This window comes from Allosphingosinicella deserti, assembly GCF_003012735.1.
Lineage (GTDB): Bacteria > Pseudomonadota > Alphaproteobacteria > Sphingomonadales > Sphingomonadaceae > Allosphingosinicella > Allosphingosinicella deserti.
In genome coordinates this window covers 20,862-38,040 of sequence record NZ_PXYI01000002.1, presented here as the reverse complement: position 1 = coordinate 38,040, position 17,179 = coordinate 20,862, and the positions used below count along the sequence as shown (strand labels likewise).

Below are 17,179 nucleotides of genomic sequence, written 5' to 3'. Positions count from 1 at the left end.
GTTGAATGCCCACTGAACCTGCCGGGTTCCCGGGTCCCCGCCTCGCCGGCGCCGCCCCTGCTTAGACCGGACGACCCTCGGGATCGACCAGCACCTCACGGCGGCCGACATGATCGGGCGTGCTGACGATCCCGTCCTTCTCCATGCGCTCGATCAGCCGCGCCGCATTGTTGTAGCCGATGCGCAGCTGACGCTGGATGTACGAGGTCGAGGCCTTCTGGCTCTCGGCGACGGTCTGCACGGCCTTGCGATACAGCTGGGTCTCGGCGTCGTCGTCGCCGGTCGGCTGGCCCTCGAACATGTAGCCACCGTCTTCCGGCTCCTCGGTCACCGCCTGGATGTAATCGGGCGTGCCCTGGCCGCGCCAATGGTCGGCGATCGCGCGCACCTCCTCGTCCGACACGAACGGGCCGTGGACGCGGGCGATCTGCTTGCCGCCGGGCATGTAGAGCATGTCGCCCTTGCCGAGCAGCTGCTCGGCGCCCTGCTCCCCAAGAATGGTGCGGGAGTCGATCTTCGAGGTCACGGCGAACGAGATACGGGTCGGGAGATTGGCCTTGATGACGCCGGTGATGACGTCGACGGAGGGGCGCTGCGTCGCCATGATCAGGTGGATGCCGGCGGCGCGCGCCTTCTGGGCCAGGCGCTGGATGAGGAACTCGACCTCCTTGCCCGCGGTCATCATCAGATCGGCGAGCTCGTCGACGACGACCACGATCTGCGGCAGGACCTCGTATTCGAGCTCCTCCATCTCGTATTTCGGCTGGCCTGTCTCTGCATCGTAGCCGGTCTGGACCCGGCGGCCGAGCGCCTGGCCCTTGCTCTTGGCCTCGCGCACCTTGGCGTTGAAGCTCGACAGCTGGCGAACGCCGACCGACGCCATCATCCGGTAACGCTCCTCCATCTGCTCGACGGTCCATTTGAGCGCGCGGATCGCCTTGGCAGGCTCGGTGACTACGGGCGCCAGCAGATGAGGGATGTCGTCGTAGATGCTGAGCTCCAGCATCTTGGGATCGATCATGATCATTTTGCATTGCTCGGGAGTCAGCCGGTAGAGCAGCGACAGGATCATGCAGTTGAGGCCGACCGACTTGCCCGACCCGGTGGTGCCGGCGACGAGCAGATGCGGCATGGGCGCGAGATCGGCGACCACGGGATCGCCGGCGATGTTCTTGCCGAGCACGATCGGCAGTTGGGCGACCTGATCCTCGAAGGCCTGGCTCGCGATCAGCTCGGACAGCGCGACGATCTCGCGCTTCACATTGGGAAGCTCGATGCCAATCACGGTGCGGCCCGGGATCGTCGCGACACGGGCCGAGAGGGCCGACATGTTGCGGGCGATGTCGTCGGCAAGCTGGATCACCCGGCTGGCCTTGATCCCGCTGGCCGGCTCGAGCTCGTACATGGTGACGACCGGACCCGGGCGTACCTCGACGATCTCACCCTTGACCGAAAAATCCTCGAGCACCGTCTCGAGCAGCCGGGCATTGCGTTCCAGCGCCGCCTTGTCGAGCGTGCCGGCAGAGCTCGGCGGCGGCGGCGCAAGCAGCTCGAGCGGCGGCAGCTGGTAGGAATCGCCGAGCGCGAGCTGTGCCTGCCGCTCCTTGTTCGGGCGGCGCGTATCGGGGGTGGCGGCGCTCGGCCGATCCTTGATGACGGTGCGCGAGGGCTCGGGGGCGTTGATTACCGGCGCGCGGGCAGGGCGCTCCGTGGCGACCGGCAGATCGTCATCCTCGTAATCGTAATCCTCATCGTCGTCATGATAATCGTCCGCATCCGGCCGGCTCCGGCGGAGGCTGCCCAGCCGCCGCGACGCGATCCAGTTCAATTCCTCCGAGCGCGGCGCGAGCCCGAGCCATAGCAGGACCAGGCCGGCGAGGCCGAACACGCCGACCAGCGCGATCCGGAACGGCTCGGTGATGCTCGCGTCGCCGATCGCGTCGAGGCCGAGCGTCACCAGCTTGGCGATCGAAAGGCCGAAGGCGCCGCCCCACCCCGCAGGGAGGCCGTTCACCGCCTCGCCTGACAACAAGGCGGCGCCGGTCCCGACCAGTGCGAGGCCGGCGATGCTGAGCAGCAGCGATTTGCCCCAACGGCCGGCATTGCTGCCGCGGGCGATCCGGATGCCGATCAGGAACGGCAACGGCAGGATGAGGACGACGGGAAGCCCCCACAGGGTCAGCAGAAGGTCGGCCGCCCACGCGCCCGGGGCGCCGAGCCAGTTCGACACCGGGCCGGCCGCCGCCGTGTTCAGCGCAGGGTCGGTGGTGTGATAGGTGGCGAGCGATACGGCGGCGAGCAGAGCGCCGGCGATCAGGGCACCGCCGGCGGCGAGCGCGCCGGTGCGCCGTGCGCCGCGACCGACGCCCGCCCGCCATTGTGCCATGCGCTCCTGACGAGCGCCCTGCGCTGCCTTTGTCGCCATTCCCGTCCCCGTATGTTCCGTTTGCCAGTCATGCGCTTCGGGGGAGTCCCCGGTCAAGCGCTGGCCGCCACCGCGGACGCTTTGCGTCCGGGGTGAGGCCGATTGCGCACATCTTAAGGATTTGTAGACGAATTTGACACTGCCGCGTTGTTCGGTTGCGACGAACGACGAGGACCCGAGGGATGCTTCCACCCGCACGCGTGGCGCACTGTTCTTGCAAAGCGCTTTCCCGCCCCTCGTCGAGGGGCTAGGGCGACATCATGGATCGCGCGGACGTCATCATCCTCGGCGGGGGCCTTGTCGGCCTGACGACCGCCATTGCCCTGGACCGCCACGGCCTTTCCAGCATCGTCATCGACCCCGCCGATCCGGAGCTGACGCTCGCGCCGGCGCATGATGGCCGCGCCACGGCGGTGTCGAGCTCCTCCTGGCGGATGCTCGAGGCGATCGGCGTCGGTGCCAAGCTTGAAGGCGAAGGCTGCCCGATCCGGTCGATCCGGGTCAGCGAAGGGCTGGAGCCCGGCGGCATCGTCTTCGATCCCGAGGAAGGCGACGATGCGCTCGGCACCATGTTCGAGAATCGCCGCCTCCGACAGGTGCTTCGCGAAACCGCTGCCGAGGCCAAAAACATACAGCTGCTGATGCCCGCCTCCGCCGCTGACGTGGTCCGCGACGGCAACGGAGTGCGGGTGGCGCTCCACGACAGCCGCCTCGTCTCCGCGCCGCTGCTGATCGCCGCCGAGGGTCGCAACTCCCCGACCCGCGAGGCGGCCGCGATTCCGATGGCGCGCTGGAGCTACGATCATCATGCGATCGTGCTCACCATCACCCACGAATATGATCACGAGAATGTCGCCTACGAGATCTTCTATCCCTCGGGCCCGTTCGCGATCCTGCCGATGCTTCCGGGCACCCGGTCCGCGATTGTCTGGTCGGTGTCGGCCGCCGACGCGGCGGCGATCGTCGATCTTCCGGATCGCGCGATCGCGGCCGAGATCGAGAAGCGCATGGGCGGATTCCTTGGCAAGATCCAGATTGCCGGACGGCGCTGGTCCTACCCGCTCGGCTTCCACCATGCCGCCACCATTACCGGACAGCGTCTCGCCCTCGTCGGCGACGCAGCCCATGGGATCCATCCTATCGCCGGTCAGGGGCTGAATCTCGGCTTCCGCGATGCCGCAGCGATCGCCCAGGTGCTGGTCGAAGGGGCGCGTCTCGGGCTCGATCTCGGTGATGCGCAATTGCTCTCGCGCTACGAGCAGTGGCGAAGCCTCGATACGTTCATGGTCGCCGCCGCGACCGACGGGCTCACCCGCATCTACGGCGTTCCCGGCCGCGCCGCTTCGGCGATTCGCCGTTTCGGGATGGGTATCGTCCAACGCATCGGGCCGCTGCGTGCGCAGCTGATGGCGGAAGCCCGCGGCGAGACCGGCGACATGCCTCTGCTGCTACGAGGCCTGCCGATCTGATCGCCAGCTCGCTCGCGCTTCAGTCGAGCGGACGCGCATACTCGATCAGAAGGACCGGGACGCCGTCCCGGATCGGATAGGCAAGCCTCGCCTGATTCGAGACCAGTTCGTTGTTCGATGCATCGAAGCGGAGCGGAGACCGGGTGGCAGGGCAGACCAGCCGCTCCAGCAGGTCGGGAGTCACTGCATCGTCTCCGGCCCGTCGGCGCCGCCCGGGATCATCCGCTGAAATTGCATGAACTGGACGAGCAACTCGCAGCGGTCACTGATCGTCGGCGCTTCGAGGAGCGCCTGCTTGGAGCCGATGTCGAGCGGTGCGATCTGGGCGATGCCGTTGACCAGCATCTCGTCGTCGAGCCGCGACACCGCTTCCCAATCAACCGCGTAGCCGAGCGCGTCGGCATAGCGGCGTGCCTCCTGCTCGAGCTCGGCGCGCTGCGCAAGTCCGAGCGGATCCTCCTCCTCGTGATCGGTGAAGGGGCTCCGGTCGGCCTCGATCTGGCGGTAAAGCGTCTCGGCCTCGATCTCGCGGGTGACCCGGAATCGGGTCAGTCCTTCGAGGACGATGTTGAAGCGGCCGTCCTCGAGCTCCTCGACGCTCTCGATGCGGCCAAGGCAGCCGGTTTCGAACAAAGCCGGCGGTTCCTGCTGGTCGCGGGGCTGGATCATGCCGATCAGGCGGTCTCCGGCCATCGCATCGCGAATCATCGCCCGATAGCGCGGCTCGAAGATGTGGAGCGGGAGCTGGGCGCGCGGGAACAGCAAGGCGCCCGCCAGCGGGAAGATCGGGATGCGCAGCGATTCGGCCATCAGGTAAACAGGATCGCCGAGAGCCGGCGACGCTGATCCCCGGCCCAGGGATCCTCAAGGCCGACCACCTCGATGAACTGCAGTAGCCGCTTGCGGGCGGCGCCTTCGTTCCACTCGCGGTCGCGGCGGATGCTCTCGAGCAACTGATCGGCGGCGGCATCACGCTGGCCGGCCGCCATCAGCAGTCCGGCGAGTTCGTAGCGCGCCTCATGGTCGTCGGGATCGGCGGCGATCCGCTGCTCGAAAGCGTGGGTGTCGGCTCCGGCCGGCGCGATCTCGGCAAGCGCCAGCGCCGAGCGGGCGCGGGCGATGGCAGGTGAATTCGCCTCCTTCTCCGGCACCTCGTCGAGAAGCGTGCGCGCTTCGTCGGCGCGTCCCGCGGCCGCCAGCGCCCGGGCGAGGCCGGCGATGACGTCGACATTGTCCGGCGCCATTTCGAGGATCTGCGCGAAGATGCTGGCGGCGCGTTCGGCATCGCCCTGGGCCAGCACGTCCTCGCCCATTGCGATCAGCGGCTCGATCTCGGCCTCGAGCTGCTGGGCTTCGCCTTCGATCGGCAGCTGCTGCAGGATCTGGTCGAGAATGCGGGTGAGCTGGCTTTCGGTGCGCGCCGGGGTGAGGTCGGCCACCAATTGGCCCTGAAAGATCGCGTAAACGGTCGGGATCGACTGCACCCGGAACTGGGCAGCGACCAGCCGATTCTCGTCGACATTGATCTTGACCAGCTTGACCCCGCGATCGGCGTAATCGCTGGCGACCTTCTCCAGCAGCGGGGTGAGCTGCTTGCAGGGGCCACACCATTCGGCCCAGAAATCCAGGATGATCAGCGCGCTCATCGACGGATCGATGACGTCGCGCTTGAAGGCGTCCAGCGCTTCCTTCTCCGCCGCGCTCATGCCCAATGTCGCCACGTTCGTCTCTCCAACACCGTTGAGTTCGTGCCCTATGTGGGATTCCACCCCTGTCTGCCAACCCTTTCGAATTCGGGGTTGCGCACCCCGGAAGGCGGCGCTATCAGCCCCGCACCCCAGCCGCTCTTCACGAGCGGTGCAGCGTCGAGCGGGCGTAGCTCAGGGGTAGAGCACAACCTTGCCAAGGTTGGGGTCGAGGGTTCGAATCCCTTCGCCCGCTCCATTTCTTCCAATCTGCGATTTCCCCTCAAGGGCCCGAGGCATCCCTCGCACCTCTGCGGCCGGCAATGGCTCGCAGGTCGCGGGCGGCATGCACCGCCCGCGTGATTCGCGTCAGAAGCGCCGCCTGACGCTCGCCGTCACCACCCGGCGGGTCCCGAAGAAGCAGTTGGTGTTGCTGTAGCAGCGCGCGACATAATCCTTGTCGAACAGGTTGCTTGCGGTGACGGCGAAGCGCCAGTCGCTGCGATCATAATGGATCGAGGCATCGAACAGGGTCACTGCTGGATTGACGAACACTGTCGGTGCGAAGGCCGAGGTGAGATTGCCCGTGCTCTTCGACAGATAGCGCCCGCCGAAGCTGGCGCCGAGGCCGGCCAGGCTGCCGTCCTGGAACGTATAGTCGGCAAGAGCGGACAGCTTGTGGTGCGGAGTCACCGGCAGCTGGTCGCCAAGTTCGGGGCCGTTGCTCTCCGTCACCTCCGAATCGGTGTAGGTGTAGGACGCATTGAGGCTCAGCCGCTCGTTGAAACGGGCGACCAACTCGGCCTCGATCCCCTCCACCGTGACTTCGCCGGTCTGCACCTGGAAACTCTCGCCGCCGGCATTGGCCGTGTCCGGCGTCAGCACATTCTGTTGCACGAGGTGATAGGCGGCGAGCGTCGCGAACAATTTGGTTCCGTCGGGCGCATTGCGGGCGTCGAACTTGAGTCCGGCTTCGATCTGGCGGCCGGTGGTCGGATCGAACGGCGTTCCGCTGCGGTCCGCGCCCGCCACGGGCTCGAACGACCGGGCGAACGACAGATAGGGCGCGATGCCGTTGTCGAACACGTAGGAGAGGCCGGCGCGGTAGCTGAAATCGCCGAAGCTGCGACGCGTGTCGGCAAGCTTCTCGCAGTCGCGTATCCAGTCGTGCCGCCCGGCGAGGGTGAGGATCAGTCCGCCGCCCAAGCGCAGCTGATCCTGCGCATAGAGGCCGATCTGGCGTTGCTCCTGGCTCGAGAACGGAAGCGGCGGCAGCGCCGGGATAAGCGCGCCATAGTCCGGCGCGTAGGCGTCGATCGGCGGGATGCCGAAGCCGAACGCGCTCGATCCGAGATAATCGTAATTGCGATAGTCGATGCCGGCGACGAGATCGTGCTGCACGGCGCCGGTGCGCAGTCCCGCATTGATCCGGGTGTCGACTGCGAACGTGTCGACATTCTCGCGGAACGAGAAGCTGTATCGGGCGACATTGCGATAATCGTCGGGTGTCCCGTTGGAGTCAGAATCGACGAAGCCGTTGCCGCCGACACCGCGCTGGTCGGAATAGAGGTGCGTGAATTTCAGGTTCTGGTGGATCGAGATCGTGTCGCTGAGATCGTGGCTGGCATCGTAGCCGATGCCCCAGTGACGGCGCAGAAAGCGGTTGTAGCCGGGCTCTCCCAGATTCGCGGTGCTGGAGATCCGGCCGTTGGGATTGGGGAGCAACGTCCCTTGCGCCGGAAGGAAGCCGCCGCCGTCACCGGTGACCTCGTCCCGTTGATAATAAGACAGCAAGGTGATCCGCGAGTCCGGACCCGGCCGCAGGGTCAGCGCCGGGGCCACGTAGAGTCGCTCCGAATCGACCTCGCGGGTCTGGGTGCCGCGATCCCGATAGAGGGCGGTCAGCCGGGCGCTGACCCCGTCGGCAAGCGCGCCGGTGATATCGCCGTTGATCTGCCGGTGATCACGGTTGCCGATCTGGCCTTCGATCTCGCCGGCAAAGTCGTTCTGAGGACGCCGGCTGGTGATGTTGACGATCCCGCCCGGCGGTGCGATCCCGTAGAGGACGGAGGAGGGACCCTTGAGGATCTCGACCGACTCGGCGCCGTAGAGATCCAGTCCGGTATTGGCGATCGAGCCGATCGACGCCTGCAGACCATCGACGAACTGGACCGGCTCGAACCCGCGCATCGTCAGCCAGTCGACACGCTCGTCAGGCCCGTAATTCTCGCCGGTGACTCCGGCGACGTAGCGCACCGTCTGGCCAAGGTTCGACCAGTCGAGAAGGTCGATCTGGTCACGGGTGATCACCGTCACCGATTGCGGTGTTTCGATCAGCGGGATGTCGCTCTTGGTCGCGGCCTCGCTGCCCTCCGGCACGTAATTGGGCGCAGTGACGATGATGGCGTCATTCGCCGGGCCGGCCGTCTGCGCCGCCGCCGGCGCGGCGAGGGCGGCCGAGGAGGTGCAGACGAGGAGAGCGAAGCGCAAGGCGTGCATTCTTGTTGGTCCAGTCGGTTCGAGGAATCAGTGGCGGCGCGAGAAGGCCCAGGCAAAGGCGCTCAGCGGAAGCGAGAGGGCCACCCAGGCGACATGATCGCGCCAGCCGTCGCCGGTCAGCGCGACGATCAGGCCGGCGACGGTGACGAGCGCGATCAGCAGCGGAGCGGCGAAGATCGCCATCGCGCCGCGGTGCCGGCGCTGCGGTGGGAACGGGCGGGTCATTCGGCGGGGACGAGCCGGCCGCCGGTCTCGACCTCGCGGACGCGCGCCGTCAGCGGCGTCGTCCGGCGGCCGATCCACAGATAAAGGCCGCTGCCGAGCACGACGATGGTAAGGAGGGTGAGCACCGCCCACAGAAGCTTGAGCGGCAGCCCGCCGTAGTCGCCGAAGTGGAGCGGCTGCGACAGGAACAGCGCATAGGCATACCAGGGCATCGGCCGCATGTCGGTCAGCGCGCCGCTCTGTGCGTCGATCAGCGCCGGAGTGAGCAGCCGCTTGGTGATCGGCGTCGCGCCCTGCAGGAACACGGCATAATGATGCGCGCTGCTGAAGTTGCCGCCGGGAAAGGCGACGAATTGCGGGCGGGTGCCGGGCGCCGCCGCCACCGCCGTCTCGACCGCCCGGTTGATCGAGCCCAGCGCCGTCGGCGGCGGAGCCGTCTCGTCGCGATAGCCGGCGGTCATTTCGGCGAGTTGTCCGTCCTGCCACATCGCCGTGATCGGGTCGGCAAGCGTGTTGATCACGCCGGTGAGCCCGACCACGCTCATCCAGGCGACGGCGACGATGCCGATCAGGTTGTGGATGTCGATCCACTTCAGGCGCCGGCTGCGGCGCACCCGCAACGTCCCGAACGGCAGCTTCCGCATGAACGGCGCGTAGAGGACCATGCCCGAGAGGATCGCCACGAAGAACAGCAATCCCATCGCGCCGAGGAACAGCATGCCGGGCAGGCCGAGAAACATGTCGGTGTGCAGCTTCAGCAGGAAGGCCATGACGCCATCGTCGTTGATCACGCCCACCTGTGCGCCGGTGCGCCGATCGTAGGAGCGGATGGTCATCTGCTCGACACCGGCATCCGGGCGGGGGCCCGTGGTGATGTTGACCACCGGCCGATCCTCGTCGAAGCTCATGAACAGCCCGACGTCGCCTGGCCGGGACGCCAGAGCGCGATCCAGCAAAGTGTCGAGGCTGAGCAAAGGCGCGTTCGCCGGCGCCGCCGCGAGCACCTGCTCCTCGCCGATCAGATGCTCGATCTCGTCATGGAAAATCAGCGGCAGGCCCGTGACGCACAGCATCAGCAGAAAGCCGGTGCACACCAGGCTCGTCCACTTGTGTACGACATACCAGAGACGGACGGCACGCTGCGACACTTCGACCTGCTTCTAACTTGATAATCACTCGCAATAGCAGGCGGGAGTGCGAGCGCAATGGTGCGAGCTCAGGAGAGTCCAAGGCGGAGGAAACTCTACCGGCTGGCGCCGTCGTAGGAGATGATCTCCAGGCCGCCGACATCGAGACCGTCGACGCACCGCAAATTGATCTCGATGATCGGCTCGCCATAGGAGCCGAGCCCCTCCGCGAACGGCGCACAGCCGCAGGTCTTGCAGAACTGGTGGCGTACCGCGTGAGTCTTGAACGAGTAGACCTGAATGTCGTCCCGGCTGCTCTTCAAGGTGAAGCGGGCGGGCGTGGTGAAATGGTGGAGATAGCCCTTGCGGCGGCAGATCGAACAATTGCAGGCCATTGCACGAGTCGGCGGGTCTTCCGCCAGGCTGTAGCTGATCCGCCCGCAATGACAGCTGCCCGTCGTCGGCATGGAACTTCCCCCTCCCGTTTTGGGAAGAGCTTCCGCGACCCGGCGCGTTCGGTCAACTGGAGAACATGCCTAATTCTTTCCGCATGACGACCGCCAGATAGTAGAGCGATCCCCGCCGTCTGCCGGAGTAGCGACCCAGGGGCGCTCGTGATCGCGCCTCGCGTCATCGTCTCAGCGCGGGACGACAGGCATCACATGGCGTCGGGTGACGGATCGAGGCTGCGATCCGGCACCCGATGCACCGTGATGGTCAGTCGCGCAGCCGGGCACCCGTCTTGGCGGCCGCCGCGACGATGCGCTCGGAAATGCCCTTGAGCTCCTCGTCGGTGAAGCTCTTCTCGCTGGGTTGCAGCGTGACTTCGATCGCAAGCGACTTCTCGCCCTCGGGTACGCCCTGGCCGGTGAACAGGTCGAACAGGCTGACGCCGGCAATCGCCTGTTTGTCGGCGCCGCGGACGGCGCGCAGCAGGGCTTCCGCCTGGACGGCCTCCGGAACCAGAAACGCAAAATCGCGCTTCACCGCCTGAAGGGCAGGCGGGCGATAGGCGTCGCGCATGTGGCCGGAGCTCCCACGCTTCTGCGGCAGGGCATCGAGGAAGATCTCGGCTGCGACCACGGGCCCCTGAAGATCGAACGCCTTGAGCGACGACGGGTGGAGCTCGCCGAACTCGGCCAGCGCATTCTTGGGCCCAAGGCTGAGCCGCGCCGAGCGGCCGGGATGGTAGACCGACGCTGCGCCGCCAAGCGCCTGGAGATTGTCGACCGGGGCACCGGCGGCGGCGAGGATCGCGAGCGCTTCCGCCTTGGCGTCATAAGCATCGAAGCCCTGCGCCTTGCCGGTGCGCCAGTGGCGAGCGGCACGGTCGCCGGCGAGGACGAACGCCAGCGTGGAGCGTTCGCCGTCGGCAAGATAGCGGCGGCCGATCTCGAACAGGCGGATGCTCCCGGCGCCGCGGGCGATGTTGCGGCGCGCGGCCGCGAGCAGTCCCGGAAGCAGCGAGGGCCGCATCGCCTTCAGCTCCTCGCTGATCGGATTGGCGAGCACCCACGGGCTGCCCCCGAACGGCGCCGCTTCCTCCTCGGCGATGAAGCTCCAGGTCACCGCTTCGTTCAGACCGCGGGCGGCAGCGGTACGCCGCACTTTGCGCTCGAGCAATTGCTCGGCCGTAGCAGTCGGCCGCGCGACCCCGGCGGCGCGGGGGAGCGGCGCGGAAGCGACCTTCTCAAGTCCTTCGATGCGAATCACTTCCTCGACGATATCGGCGGCACCGTCGACGTCGCGGCGCCAGCTCGGGACCGAGATCGTCCAACGCTCGCCGGTTGCGACGCCGAAACCGAGCCGGCTGAGGATCTCCTGCTGACGATCCTCGGGAACGTCGAGGCCGCCGAGCGTGCGCGCCTGCTCGGGTCGATAAGTCACGGTTTTCGACGGCACCGGCGGGGTGCCGACGCGGACGATCTCCGACGCTTCGCCACCGGCGAGTTCGAGCGCCATGGCCGTGGCGAGCGCAATGCCGGTATCGAGGAACGCCGGATCGACGCCTCGTTCGAAGCGCGTGCGGGCGTCCGAGGTCAAAGTCAGTTTCTGTCCGGTGCGGGCGATCGCCTCCGGATCGAAATAGGCGCATTCGATCAGGATATCGGTGGTGGTTTCGGTCACTCCGCTATGCTCGCCGCCCATGATGCCGCCGATGTCGTGAACGCCGGCATCGTCGGCGATCACCGTCATCGTCGCATCGAGGCGGTAGCTCTTGCCGTTCAGCGCCAGCACCTCCTCGCCGTCATGCGCCTTGCGGGCGACGATCGCGCCCTTCAGCGCTGCCAGATCGTAGACGTGGAGCGGCCGGCCGTAGCTCAGCATGACGTAATTGGTCATGTCGACGAGGGCGCTGATCGGCCGCTGCCCGACCGCCTTCAGGCGCTGCTGCAGCCAGGCCGGGGAGGAGCCGTTGCGGACGCCGCGGACGACGCGGCCGAAGAAAGCGGGGCAACCCTTGGGATCGTCGATGCGAATCTCGATCGGGCAGGCGAAGCTGGCCGCGATCGGCGCGATCGCGATCGGCTTCAAAGTGCCGAGGCCCGCGGCGGCCAGATCGCGGGCGATGCCGTGCACGCCCATGCAATCCTGCCGGTTGGGCGTTACCGAGACGTCGATCACCGGATCGTCGAGCCCGGCCCAGTCGGCATAGCGCGCACCGACGGGCGCATCCTCGGGCAACGAGATGATTCCGTCATGCTCGTCGCCGAGCTGCAGCTCGCGCACCGAGCACATCATGCCGCGGCTCTCCACGCCGCGAATCGCCGAGATCTTCAGCGTGAGGTCGCTGCCGGGCACGTAGGCGCCGGGCCCGCCGAACACGCCCTTCATCCCCGCGCGGGCATTGGGCGCGCCGCAGACCACCTGAATCGCGTCGCCGCTCCCGGTGTCGACGGTCAGCACCTGCAACTTGTCCGCCTGCGGGTGGCGTTCGGCGGTCAGCACCTTGGCGATCGTGAAGGGCGCAAGCTTCTCGGCCGCATTCTCCACGCTCTCGACCTCGAGGCCGATCGCGGTCAGGGTGTCGACGATCGTCTGCACCGAAGCCTCGGTGTCGAGATGGTCCTTCAGCCAGGAAAGGGTGAACTTCACGCGCCGACCCCCCCGGACAAAGTGGGCACGTCGAGGGCCGAGAAGCCGTAATGCTTGAGCCAGCGCAGATCGCCGTCGAAGAAAGCGCGCAAATCGTCCATTCCGTATTTGAGCATAGCAAGCCGATCGATGCCGCAGCCGAAAGCGAAGCCCTGCCATTCGTCGGGGTCGAGCCCGCAAGCCGCGATCACCTTCGGGTGCACCATTCCGGAGCCGAGCACTTCCATCCAGCCTTCCGAGCCGCCGATCACCCGTTTGCCTTTCTCGATCGAGAAGCCGACGTCGACTTCGGCCCCAGGCTCGGTGAACGGGAAATAGCTCGGTCGCAGGCGGAGGACGATGTCGTCCCGCTCGAAGAACGCCTTGAGGAAGGTCTCGAGCGTCCACTTGAGATGGCCCATGTGGATCCCGCGATCGATCACCAGGCCTTCGACCTGGTGGAACATCGGCGTGTGGGTGGCGTCGCTGTCCGATCGATAGGTGCGGCCCGGCGCGATGATGTAGATTGGTGGCTTCTGCGTCACCATCGTTCGGATCTGCACCGGCGACGTGTGCGTCCGTAGCAGCATCTTGCGCTCCGCACCGTCCTCGTCCGGGAAATAGAAAGTGTCGTGCATCGCGCGCGCGGGGTGGCTCTCGGGGATGTTGAGCGCCGTGAAATTGTGCCAATCGTCCTCTATCTCGGGGCCGGTGGCGACCGAGAAGCCGAGATCGGCGAAGATCTCCGCAAGCTCGTCCATCACCTGGCTGACCGGGTGCACGCTGCCTTGCAGGCGCGGCTCGGCAGGCAGGGTCATGTCGAGCGTCTCGGTGGCGAGCTTGCGCTCGAGCGCTGCCGCTTCGAGCGCCGCCTTGCGATCGGCGATCGCCGTCGTCACACGTTCGCGAAGGCCGTGGATGCGCGGCCCTTCGGCCTGACGTTGCTCGGGGCTCATCTGCCCCATCGTCTTGAGCAGCTGCGTGATCGTACCCTGCTTTCCGAGGGCGGCGACGCGCTCGGCCTCGAGCGCGGCCATGTCGGGCGCGGCATCGATCCGCGCGAGAAGCGTGGTTTCGTCGATTTCGTGTGTCTGGCTTGCCATGAGGCGCGCCGTAACCGAGTTTGGCCGTGGTTTGAACCCGGGAGCGATATCATGGCGAGTGACTGGGCGGAGCTGAGTGCATCCCGCGATGGGCCGACCATCGCCACCCTCCACCTGATCAGCCAGATCGTCGGCAAGGTCGCCGTCGCCCTGCTGCCGTGGCGCAACCATGGCTGGCACCTCACGCTTCGTCTTCATCCACGCGGCCTTCGAACCGAGCCGCTGCATGGCGGCGGCGGCACCTTCGAGCTCGGGCTCGATCTCGTCGATCATGCCTTCATCGTCGCCGACGCGCGGGGCACCCAATCGCTTCCGCTCGGCCCGTCCACGATTGCGATGTTCCACGATCGGGTGACGCACCTGCTCGCCGAGCGCGGACATGACGTCATCATTCACGGCGTGCCCAATGAGATCGATCCCGCAACGCCGTTCGCCGCAGATCACCTCCCCCGCGCTTACGATCCCGGAAGCGCCCGCCGGCTCCTTCAGGTTCTGCTTGCTTCGGACCGGGTGTTCCGCCTGTTCCGCTCCGGCTTCCTCGGAAAGGCGAGCCCGGTGCATTTCTTTTGGGGCAGCTTCGATCTCGCCGTGACCCGCTTCTCCGGACGTCCGGCACCGCGCCACCCCGGCGGCATCCCCCATCTGCCCGATGCCGTGACCCGCGAAGCCTATAGCCACGAAGTCTCGAGCGCGGGCTTCTGGCCGGGCGGCGCCGGGGCGGCCGGAGAGCCCTTCTTCTATTCCTATGCCTATCCGGCGCCTCCGGGCTTCGCCAAGGCCAAGGTCGCGCCGGCGGCAGCCCGCTTCGACGAGACGCTTGGAGAGTTCGTGCTCGACTACGAGACTCTGCGCCGGGCGGCCGATCCCGAGGCGGCGCTGCTCGCCTTTCTGGACAGCACCTACGCCGCCGCCGCAGACCTTGCCGGCTGGGACCGCAACGGCCTCGACTGTGTCCCTGGCATTCCGGCGGTGCCGCGGCACGTCGGCTGACCAGACGGCCGGTTCGCCCGCCGGTGCCGCGCATGCCGGCGCGCACCAGTGTCGCTGCACGGTCGGTCCCACAGCGCGTGACCTGCGCCAGCTCGCGGCTGCGCCGCGCCTGCCCTTGCGGTCTGTCCAGCGCTTCGGCGAATTCCCGGGGCGGGTAGAGCCGGATGAGGTCGTCGGCTTCAACTTGCTCGCCGACGGAGAAGCGCATCCGTAAGACTTTTCCTCCCGCCTGAGACCACTGACGGAGGCGTTCAGCGCATCATTCAGCGCCGTGGCTGTCCATCGCCACTTGTCCCGATCACGCCCAGACCGGGCGCGCACATTCTCTAGGGATTGGAGTCCGGGAGTTCGTCCCGGATCATCTTCTCGCGGGCCAAAGTCGAATCCCGGGCGCTCTCGCACGCTGCCAATTCGGCCGCGAAATCTCGGTCGTCCAGCGCCGACAGCTGCAGGCTTCCCATCTGCCGTGTGAAATCCTCGAGCGGATAGCGGGCGATGATCCGGTCCGCTTCGCCCTGTTCGGCATCCGACAGCGTCTCGCCGCGCTCGAGCCGTCCGAACAGAAGATCGGCGCGCGCAACGTCGGAGCTCTGGTAGAAATCGATCATCTTCTGCAGCTTCGCGGGCCCAAGATCGCGCGCGACGTTCCTCAGCAGACGCTCGCTCAGGCGATTGTTCGCTGCCGACGAACAGGCCGAATGCTCCTCCAGGATAAGACGGATCTGGTTGTCCTTGCCCGGGTTCAGCGCGACAAGGCGCGCAAGCGCCGCCGGATCGGCATTGCGTTCGATCACGTGAAGGGAATCCGCTTCTGGCAGCACCGCGAGGAACCGCTCCACCAGCGGATCCGCCATTGACGGCGCCTGGCCTCGGGCGCTCGTGCCGGCCAGCACCATTAGAAGTACGCCGACCGCCGACCGCATCGCCATCGTGAATACCCTGCTTCCTTGCTTCTTTGGAAGCGCATCAAAAATCGGCCTGCCTGTCCACCCGAAAATGAGCTGGTCGCGCTGACCCCGTCCCGGAGGGCCTAAGCGTCGCACCGGAGGATTCAGCCGACGAAGGGATATGGCGAAATCGTCTTCTGAAGCTCGTTGATCGCGAGCGTGCGTCCCGCCGGCGCTGCGGCGCGCTGGGGGCACCGGACGCGCGGGCAGATGCTGCAGGCCGGACCGATCGGCGTCACCAGCGGCTTGGCAAGATCCTGACCGTCCGAATAGACGATCCTCGGCGCATATTTGACGTCGCACCCGAGGCCGATCGCAAGCTGCGACGATTCCCGCGGATCGAGCCGCACCGCCCGCTCGACGGTGCGGGCGATGGTGAAGAAGCGCTGCCCGTCGGGGGTCTCGACGATCTGGGTCGCGACCCGTCCCGGCGTCTGGAACGCCGCATGAAGGTTCCAGCGTGCGCAGGTGCCGCCGAAGCGGGAAAATGGAAAGCTCTCGCCGGCGAAGCGCTTCGAAATATTCCCGGCGGCATCGACGCGGAGCATGAAGAAGGGAATCCCGCGTGCTCCGGCACGCCCCAGGGTCGTCAGCCGGTGCGACACTTGCTCGACGCTGGCACCGAACTCGGCACATAGGCGGTCGACATCGTATCGCTGCTTTTCCGCAGCAGCGACGAAACGATCATAGGGCATCAGGATCGCGGCGGCCGCGTAGTTCGCGAGCGACATGTGGAGCAGGCGCCGTGTCGGAGTGTCGGGACTGCCCGCGGTGTCGGCCATCCGCTTCAGGATCGGCGCGAATTCGAACAAAGCAAGCTGATAGGCGGCGCCGAAGGTGCGGCTTTCCGGCCGCAGCAGCGCCGACAGCATCAGCCGCTTGCGATGGAAATCATAGGCCTGGCTTGCGAACTCGAGCAGCTCCGGAGGCACGATCCGTGTGTCGACGCCGTAGGCGTCCTTGAGCCGCCGGCGCAGCGCCTCGAACATCAAGCCAGGTTCGCCGAGCGCGCCGGCGAGGGTCTCCGCGGCTTCTTCCAGATACGGAAAGAAGTTGCGCTGCGCCTGGATGTAATCCCGAACCCATGCCTCGGGCGTCACGAACGACGTCTCGTCGGGGGCGCCGCCATCCGGATGCTGTCGCCGTTCGATCAGCGCCGCGTAAAGCCGGGCGATCGCGTCGGCGACGGACGGTGCGTTGTCGGTGACTTCGAGCAGCTCGTAGCGTGGAACGCCAAGGTCGGCGAACAGCGGGTCGGCAAAGATCTCGGCGAGCTGATCGAGGCTGGTCCCCTCCGATCCTTCCGCTGCGAAGGTCTTGAGGTCGACGTCATAGAGTTCGGCCAAGCGCAGCAGGACCTGCGCGGTCACCGGACGCTGGTTGCGCTCGAGATGGTTGAGGTAGCTCGGCGAGATCCCGATCTCCCCGGCCATTGCACTCTGATTGAGGCCCAGCTCTCGGCGAAGTCGTCTCAGGCGACCGCCGAGGTAGAGCTTACGATCCGGGTTCGCCATGCGAGAACTCTGTCAAACAATGCCAAAGGTCGCAAGTCATGACGTGACATCGCGACCTCTTCTGGCGGGACAAAGCCCCGATTTCTGCGCTTTACCGACTGAACAGTCCCAAAGCGGAGC

General features: G+C 66.7%; 14 protein-coding genes and 1 tRNA gene. 3 read left to right on the top strand and 12 right to left on the bottom strand.

Features of this window, described 5'->3' with window-relative positions:
- Positions 1-61: 61 nt before the first annotated feature.
- Positions 62-2,425, bottom strand: coding sequence for an FtsK/SpoIIIE family DNA translocase (locus C7I55_RS04420; protein WP_408640581.1), 2,364 nt, complete (start codon positions 2,423-2,425; stop codon positions 62-64).
- A 260-nt stretch (positions 2,426-2,685) separates the two neighbouring features.
- Here C7I55_RS04420 and C7I55_RS04415 point away from each other — a divergent pair, with 260 nt between their 5' ends.
- Positions 2,686-3,894 (top strand): UbiH/UbiF/VisC/COQ6 family ubiquinone biosynthesis hydroxylase, encoded by a 1,209-nt coding sequence (locus C7I55_RS04415; RefSeq protein WP_106511719.1) that lies wholly within the window; start codon positions 2,686-2,688, stop codon positions 3,892-3,894.
- A 19-nt stretch (positions 3,895-3,913) separates the two neighbouring features.
- Here C7I55_RS04415 and C7I55_RS04410 read toward each other — a convergent pair whose 3' ends face one another.
- The 3 genes from C7I55_RS04410 to C7I55_RS04400 are packed head-to-tail and all read right to left on the bottom strand — an operon-like array spanning position 3,914 to position 5,615.
- Complete coding sequence (locus tag C7I55_RS04410) at positions 3,914-4,078, bottom strand: Trm112 family protein (protein WP_199192727.1); 165 nt, start codon at positions 4,076-4,078, stop codon at positions 3,914-3,916.
- On the bottom strand, positions 4,075-4,704 hold the full coding sequence (locus C7I55_RS04405; RefSeq protein WP_106511717.1) for an LON peptidase substrate-binding domain-containing protein: 630 nt from the start codon (positions 4,702-4,704) through the stop codon (positions 4,075-4,077). The genes C7I55_RS04410 and C7I55_RS04405 overlap by 4 nt, the downstream gene beginning before the upstream one ends.
- Complete coding sequence (locus C7I55_RS04400) at positions 4,704-5,615, bottom strand: tetratricopeptide repeat protein (protein ID WP_106511716.1); 912 nt, start codon at positions 5,613-5,615, stop codon at positions 4,704-4,706. Before C7I55_RS04400 ends, C7I55_RS04405 begins: the two co-directional genes overlap by 1 nt.
- Before the next feature lie 148 nt (positions 5,616-5,763).
- Between C7I55_RS04400 and C7I55_RS04395 the strand changes: the two genes are divergently transcribed.
- Positions 5,764-5,838: transfer RNA gene (locus C7I55_RS04395), tRNA-Gly, on the top strand.
- Positions 5,839-5,948: 110 nt separating this feature from the next.
- Here the strand turns inward: C7I55_RS04395 and C7I55_RS04390 are convergent.
- From C7I55_RS04390 to pheS, 6 genes are all read right to left on the bottom strand, one after another.
- A complete protein-coding gene (locus C7I55_RS04390) occupies positions 5,949-8,069 on the bottom strand; it encodes a TonB-dependent siderophore receptor (protein ID WP_158266284.1) in 2,121 nt (706 codons plus the stop codon).
- Positions 8,070-8,105: 36 nt separating this feature from the next.
- Positions 8,106-8,303: a hypothetical protein gene (locus C7I55_RS04385; RefSeq protein WP_106511714.1), complete on the bottom strand. Its 198-nt coding sequence runs from the start codon at positions 8,301-8,303 to the stop codon at positions 8,106-8,108.
- A complete protein-coding gene (locus C7I55_RS04380) occupies positions 8,300-9,451 on the bottom strand; it encodes a PepSY-associated TM helix domain-containing protein (RefSeq protein ID WP_106511713.1) in 1,152 nt (383 codons plus the stop codon). The genes C7I55_RS04385 and C7I55_RS04380 overlap by 4 nt, the downstream gene beginning before the upstream one ends.
- Positions 9,452-9,546: 95 nt before the next feature.
- A complete protein-coding gene (locus C7I55_RS04375; protein WP_106511712.1) occupies positions 9,547-9,897 on the bottom strand; it encodes a GFA family protein in 351 nt (116 codons plus the stop codon).
- A 250-nt stretch (positions 9,898-10,147) separates the two neighbouring features.
- Entirely contained in the window at positions 10,148-12,526 is a 2,379-nt protein-coding gene (gene pheT, locus C7I55_RS04370; protein ID WP_106511711.1) for a phenylalanine--tRNA ligase subunit beta, read from the bottom strand.
- Positions 12,523-13,542, bottom strand: coding sequence for a phenylalanine--tRNA ligase subunit alpha (pheS, locus tag C7I55_RS04365; RefSeq protein ID WP_408640591.1), 1,020 nt, complete (start codon positions 13,540-13,542; stop codon positions 12,523-12,525). The genes pheT and pheS overlap by 4 nt, the downstream gene beginning before the upstream one ends.
- A gap of 117 nt (positions 13,543-13,659) precedes the next feature.
- Here pheS and C7I55_RS04360 point away from each other — a divergent pair, with 117 nt between their 5' ends.
- Positions 13,660-14,598 carry a DUF5996 family protein gene (locus C7I55_RS04360; protein ID WP_106511709.1) on the top strand — a complete coding sequence of 313 codons (939 nt, stop codon included), beginning with the start codon at positions 13,660-13,662 and terminating at the stop codon, positions 14,596-14,598.
- A 326-nt stretch (positions 14,599-14,924) separates the two neighbouring features.
- Here the strand turns inward: C7I55_RS04360 and C7I55_RS04355 are convergent, their stop codons facing one another.
- Both C7I55_RS04355 and C7I55_RS04350 read right to left on the bottom strand, forming a co-directional pair.
- Complete coding sequence (locus C7I55_RS04355) at positions 14,925-15,452, bottom strand: hypothetical protein (protein ID WP_146150922.1); 528 nt, start codon at positions 15,450-15,452, stop codon at positions 14,925-14,927.
- 197 nt (positions 15,453-15,649) lie between these two features.
- Positions 15,650-17,059: a helix-turn-helix domain-containing protein gene (locus C7I55_RS04350; protein WP_106511707.1), complete on the bottom strand. Its 1,410-nt coding sequence runs from the start codon at positions 17,057-17,059 to the stop codon at positions 15,650-15,652.
- Positions 17,060-17,179 lie beyond the last annotated feature (120 nt).

Bases quoted from the DNA above. Each gene is read 5' to 3' on its own strand.
- C7I55_RS04420 (WP_408640581.1), bottom strand. From the start codon at position 2,425: ATGGCGACAAAGGCAGCGCAGGGCGCTCGTCAGGAGCGCATGGCACAA.
- C7I55_RS04415 (WP_106511719.1), top strand. From the start codon at position 2,686: ATGGATCGCGCGGACGTCATCATCCTCGGCGGGGGCCTTGTCGGCCTG.
- C7I55_RS04405 (WP_106511717.1), bottom strand. From the start codon at position 4,704: ATGGCCGAATCGCTGCGCATCCCGATCTTCCCGCTGGCGGGCGCCTTG.
- C7I55_RS04385 (WP_106511714.1), bottom strand. From the start codon at position 8,303: ATGACCCGCCCGTTCCCACCGCAGCGCCGGCACCGCGGCGCGATGGCG.
- C7I55_RS04375 (WP_106511712.1), bottom strand. From the start codon at position 9,897: ATGCCGACGACGGGCAGCTGTCATTGCGGGCGGATCAGCTACAGCCTG.
- pheS (WP_408640591.1), bottom strand. From the start codon at position 13,542: ATGGCCGCGCTCGAGGCCGAGCGCGTCGCCGCCCTCGGAAAGCAGGGT.
- C7I55_RS04360 (WP_106511709.1), top strand. From the start codon at position 13,660: ATGGCGAGTGACTGGGCGGAGCTGAGTGCATCCCGCGATGGGCCGACC.
- C7I55_RS04355 (WP_146150922.1), bottom strand. From the start codon at position 15,452: ATGGCGGATCCGCTGGTGGAGCGGTTCCTCGCGGTGCTGCCAGAAGCG.
- C7I55_RS04350 (WP_106511707.1), bottom strand. From the start codon at position 17,059: ATGGCGAACCCGGATCGTAAGCTCTACCTCGGCGGTCGCCTGAGACGA.